Origin of the sequence: Rathayibacter sp. PhB179, assembly GCF_004345345.1 — a bacterium.
Lineage (GTDB): Bacteria > Actinomycetota > Actinomycetes > Actinomycetales > Microbacteriaceae > Rathayibacter > Rathayibacter festucae.
The window spans coordinates 1-5653 of the sequence record NZ_SLVD01000017.1; the positions used below are offsets into that span (position 1 = coordinate 1).

The window sequence follows — 5653 nt, forward strand, 5'->3', positions numbered from 1 at the left end:
GGTGTGGAGGCGGGATGTGTCCGATTCTTGAGAACTCAACAGCGTGCACTATGTTCAATGCCAAATTTATAACCCCGTCCGGGTCTTGTGATCCGGTTGGGTTCCTTTGGAAATTGATGTCAGTAATGATGTCTTATTTGCTAGAGGTCAAACTTGAGTGCCTTCCTTTCGGGGTTGGTGTTCGTAATTTTTTTACGGAGAGTTTGATCCTGGCTCAGGACGAACGCTGGCGGCGTGCTTAACACATGCAAGTCGAACGATGAAGCCCAGCTTGCTGGGTGGATTAGTGGCGAACGGGTGAGTAACACGTGAGTAACCTGCCCTTGACTCTGGGATAAGCGCTGGAAACGGCGTCTAATACCGGATACGACCTGCCCCGGCATCGGGTGCGGGTGGAAAGTTTTTCGGTCAAGGATGGACTCGCGGCCTATCAGGTAGTTGGTGAGGTAATGGCTCACCAAGCCGACGACGGGTAGCCGGCCTGAGAGGGTGACCGGCCACACTGGGACTGAGACACGGCCCAGACTCCTACGGGAGGCAGCAGTGGGGAATATTGCACAATGGGCGAAAGCCTGATGCAGCAACGCCGCGTGGGGGATGACGGCCTTCGGGTTGTAAACCTCTTTTAGTAGGGAAGAAGGGCTTCGGCTTGACGGTACCTGCAGAAAAAGCACCGGCTAACTACGTGCCAGCAGCCGCGGTAATACGTAGGGTGCAAGCGTTGTCCGGAATTATTGGGCGTAAAGAGCTCGTAGGCGGTTTGTCGCGTCTGCTGTGAAAACCCGAGGCTCAACCTCGGGCCTGCAGTGGGTACGGGCAGACTAGAGTGCGGTAGGGGAGAATGGAATTCCTGGTGTAGCGGTGGAATGCGCAGATATCAGGAGGAACACCGATGGCGAAGGCAGTTCTCTGGGCCGTTACTGACGCTGAGGAGCGAAAGCGTGGGGAGCGAACAGGATTAGATACCCTGGTAGTCCACGCCGTAAACGTTGGGAACTAGATGTGGGGACCTTTCCACGGTCTCCGTGTCGCAGCTAACGCATTAAGTTCCCCGCCTGGGGAGTACGGCCGCAAGGCTAAAACTCAAAGGAATTGACGGGGGCCCGCACAAGCGGCGGAGCATGCGGATTAATTCGATGCAACGCGAAGAACCTTACCAAGGCTTGACATATACCGGAAACTTCCAGAAATGGTTGCCCCGCAAGGTCGGTATACAGGTGGTGCATGGTTGTCGTCAGCTCGTGTCGTGAGATGTTGGGTTAAGTCCCGCAACGAGCGCAACCCTCGTTCTATGTTGCCAGCACGTCATGGTGGGAACTCATAGGAGACTGCCGGGGTCAACTCGGAGGAAGGTGGGGATGACGTCAAATCATCATGCCCCTTATGTCTTGGGCTTCACGCATGCTACAATGGCCGGTACAAAGGGCTGCGATACCGTAAGGTGGAGCGAATCCCAAAAAGCCGGTCTCAGTTCGGATTGAGGTCTGCAACTCGACCTCATGAAGTCGGAGTCGCTAGTAATCGCAGATCAGCAACGCTGCGGTGAATACGTTCCCGGGCCTTGTACACACCGCCCGTCAAGTCATGAAAGTCGGTAACACCCGAAGCCAGTGGCCTAACCGCAAGGAGGGAGCTGTCGAAGGTGGGATCGGTGATTAGGACTAAGTCGTAACAAGGTAGCCGTACCGGAAGGTGCGGCTGGATCACCTCCTTTCTAAGGAGCATCTGGACACCATGCGTTTCGGCGTAGAGGTTGTTCCAGGCGCCAGATCAAAGCGAATGTCTTTGCTGGTAGCTCATGGGTGGAACATTGAACTGGGTGCAGGAAGAGATTCGTCTCGTGTCAGTACAGCCTTCGGGTTGGGAACGCACGAGCGGGTGGGCTACTGCACATGCACGCTGTTGGGTCCTGAGGGACCGGGCCGGCTGCTCCTTCGGGGGTGGCTGGATCTCGACTCTCCTGGATCCTTTTTCCACGCCTGGGTGTGTGGGGGAGGGATACCGCCCGTATTTTGAGAACTACACAGTGGACGCGAGCATCTTAGACTCGGGCAGCCTTTGCGGGTTGTTCGGGTCGACAAGATTCGCAAGGAGCAGCCTTCGGGTTGTGTTCTTGCCAATCATTGGATCTGCAACTTTTCGAGTTGTGGTTTCTTAAACTCATGTGATTTTCAAGTTTTTAAGAGCAAACGGTGAATGCCTTGGCATCTGGAGCCGAAGAAGGACGTCGTAATCTGCGATAAGCCTCGGGGAGCTGATAAACGAGCTGTGATCCGAGGATTTCCGAATGGGGAAACCCCGCCAGGCCCCTTGTGGTGACCTGGTGACTCCCGCCTGAATATATAGGGCGGGTAGAGGGAACGTGGGGAAGTGAAACATCTCAGTACCCACAGGAAGAGAAAACAACAGTGATTCCGTCAGTAGTGGCGAGCGAACGCGGAAGAGGCTAAACCGAATCATGTGTGATACCCGGCAGGGGTTGCATGGTCGGGGTTGTGGGACTTTTTGTTGTGTTCTGCCGAGCACTGAACGTTACAGCGCATCATAGACGAACAGGTTTGAATGCCTGGCCAGAGCGGGTGCGAGCCCCGTAGTCGAAATGGTGTTATGGCGTGAAGAGTATCCCAAGTAGCACGGGGCCCGAGAAATCCCGTGTGAATCTGTCAGGACCACCTGATAAGCCTAAATACTCCCAGATGACCGATAGCGGACAAGTACCGTGAGGGAAAGGTGAAAAGTACCCCGGGAGGGGAGTGAAATAGTACCTGAAACCGTTTGCTTACAAACCGTCGGAGCTCCCATGTTGGGGTGACGGCGTGCCTTTTGAAGAATGAGCCTGCGAGTTAGTGCTCTGTGGCGAGGTTAACCCGTGTGGGGCAGCCGTAGCGAAAGCGAGTCCGAATAGGGCGATTCAGTCGCAGGGTCTAGACCCGAAGCGAAGTGATCTATCCATGGCCAGGTTGAAGCGACGGTAAGACGTCGTGGAGGACCGAACCCACTTCAGTTGAAAATGGAGGGGATGAGCTGTGGATAGGGGTGAAAGGCCAATCAAACTTCGTGATAGCTGGTTCTCTCCGAAATGCATTTAGGTGCAGCGTTGCGTGTTTCTTGCCGGAGGTAGAGCTACTGGATGGCCGATGGGGCCCAAAAGCTTACTGACGTCAGCCAAACTCCGAATGCCGGTAAGTGAGAGCGCAGCAGTGAGACTGTGGGGGATAAGCTTCATAGTCGAGAGGGAAACAACCCAGACCACCAACTAAGGTCCCTAAGCGCGTGCTAAGTGGGAAAGGATGTGGAGTTGCACAGACAACCAGGAGGTTGGCTTAGAAGCAGCCACCCTTGAAAGAGTGCGTAATAGCTCACTGGTCAAGTGATTCCGCGCCGACAATGTAACGGGGCTCAAGCACGCCACCGAAGTTGTGGCATTGACATTAGTGGTAGGCCTTCGTGGTCCAGCCGTGTTGATGGGTAGGAGAGCGTCGTGTGGCGAGTGAAGCGGCGGTGTGAACCAGCCGTGGACGCCACACGAGTGAGAATGCAGGCATGAGTAGCGAAAGACGGGTGAGAAACCCGTCCTCCGGAAGACCAAGGGTTCCAGGGTCAAGCTAATCTTCCCTGGGTAAGTCGGGACCTAAGGCGAGGCCGACAGGCGTAGTCGATGGACAACGGGTTGATATTCCCGTACCGGCGAAGAACCGCCCAAGACAATCCAGTAGTGCTAAGTATCTGAATCCCTTTGATGGATCCCTTCGGGGTGAAGCGTTGGGCCTAGCGTACGACCCCGTGCTGGTGCGTTTAGCGTATTAACAGGTGTGACGCAGGAAGGTAGCCGAGCCGGGCGATGGTTGTCCCGGTCTAAGGATGTAGGGCGAACGATAGGCAAATCCGTCGTTCATATAGCCTGAGATCTGATGGGTAGACGCAAGTCGAAATCGGTGATCCTATGCTGCCAAGAAAAGCATCGACGCGAGGTTCTAGCTGCCCGTACCCCAAACCGACTCAGGTGGTCAGGTAGAGAATACTAAGGAGATCGAGAGAATCGTGGTTAAGGAACTCGGCAAAATGCCCCCGTAACTTCGGGAGAAGGGGGGCCTGAGGCGTGAACGGACTTGCTCCGGGAGCGTTCGATGGCCGCAGAGACCAGTGGGAAGCGACTGTTTACTAAAAACACAGGTCCGTGCTAAGTCGCAAGACGATGTATACGGACTGACGCCTGCCCGGTGCTGGAAGGTTAAGAGGAACGGTTAGCCGCAAGGCGAAGCTGAGAATTTAAGCCCCAGTAAACGGCGGTGGTAACTATAACCATCCTAAGGTAGCGAAATTCCTTGTCGGGTAAGTTCCGACCTGCACGAATGGCGTAACGACTTCCCAGCTGTCTCAACCGCGAACTCGGCGAAATTGCATTACGAGTAAAGATGCTCGTTACGCGCAGCAGGACGGAAAGACCCCGTGACCTTTACTATAGTTTGGTATTGGTGTTCGGTGTGGCTTGTGTAGGATAGGTGGGAGACTGTGAAGCGGGCACGCTAGTGTTCGTGGAGTCATTGTTGAAATACCACTCTGGTCACTCTGGATATCTAACTTCGGACCCTAATCGGGTTCAGGGACAGTGCCTGATGGGTAGTTTAACTGGGGCGGTTGCCTCCTAAAGAGTAACGGAGGCGCCCAAAGGTTCCCTCAACCTGGTTGGCAATCAGGTGTCGAGTGTAAGTGCACAAGGGAGCTTGACTGTGAGACTGACAAGTCGAGCAGGGACGAAAGTCGGGACTAGTGATCCGGCAGTGGCTTGTGGAAGCGCTGTCGCTCAACGGATAAAAGGTACCTCGGGGATAACAGGCTGATCTTGCCCAAGAGTCCATATCGACGGCATGGTTTGGCACCTCGATGTCGGCTCGTCGCATCCTGGGGCTGGAGTAGGTCCCAAGGGTTGGGCTGTTCGCCCATTAAAGCGGTACGCGAGCTGGGTTTAGAACGTCGTGAGACAGTTCGGTCCCTATCCGCTGCGCGCGCAGGAAATTTGAGAAGATCTATCCCTAGTACGAGAGGACCGGGATGGACGAACCTCTGGTGTGTCAGTTGTTCCGCCAGGAGCACCGCTGATTAGCTACGTTCGGAACGGATAACCGCTGAAAGCATCTAAGCGGGAAGCCGGCTTCGAGATGAGATTTCCATCCCTTCGGGGGAGAGGCTCCCAGCCAGACGACTGGGTTGATAGGCCGGATGTGGAAGACAGGACTAAAGACTGTCGGAGCTGACCGGTACTAATAAGCCGATAACTTGATAATCACTACACTCATACCGTTGTAAAGGCTGGTAGGAGTGGTCAGAGATTGCTTGCGTCCACTTTGTGGTTCCCAGAATACGGGCTCCATACCGCGGGTCGTGTTCGCAAAGACACGACCTCCACACCGCACCCGACACTGCTCGGGGCGGACAACTGAACACACGCATGACGTGTGACCCAGATTTGACCACCACCACGCCTTCGGCTGGTGGGTGTGTCTGAGAGGGTTACGGCGGCCATAGCGAGAGGGAAACGCCCGGTCACATTCCGAACCCGGAAGCTAAGACTCTCAGCGCCGATGGTACTGCAGGGGGGACCCTGTGGGAGAGTAGGACACCGCCGGACACCAATTCACGATGGCCACCCAGA

The 5653-nt window shown here is 55.2% G+C and carries 3 rRNA genes; all 3 read left to right on the plus strand.

Annotated features, from left to right (window positions below):
• Window positions 1-191: 191 nt before the first annotated feature.
• A 16S ribosomal RNA gene (locus tag EDF43_RS21575) occupies window positions 192-1714 on the plus strand.
• A gap of 455 nt (window positions 1715-2169) precedes the next feature.
• Window positions 2170-5285: ribosomal RNA gene (locus tag EDF43_RS21580) — 23S ribosomal RNA — on the plus strand.
• Window positions 5286-5512: 227 nt separating this feature from the next.
• Window positions 5513-5629: ribosomal RNA gene (gene rrf, locus EDF43_RS21585) — 5S ribosomal RNA — on the plus strand.
• Together the 16S, 23S and 5S rRNA genes form the textbook arrangement of a ribosomal RNA operon.
• The last annotated feature ends 24 nt before the right edge of the window (window positions 5630-5653 follow it).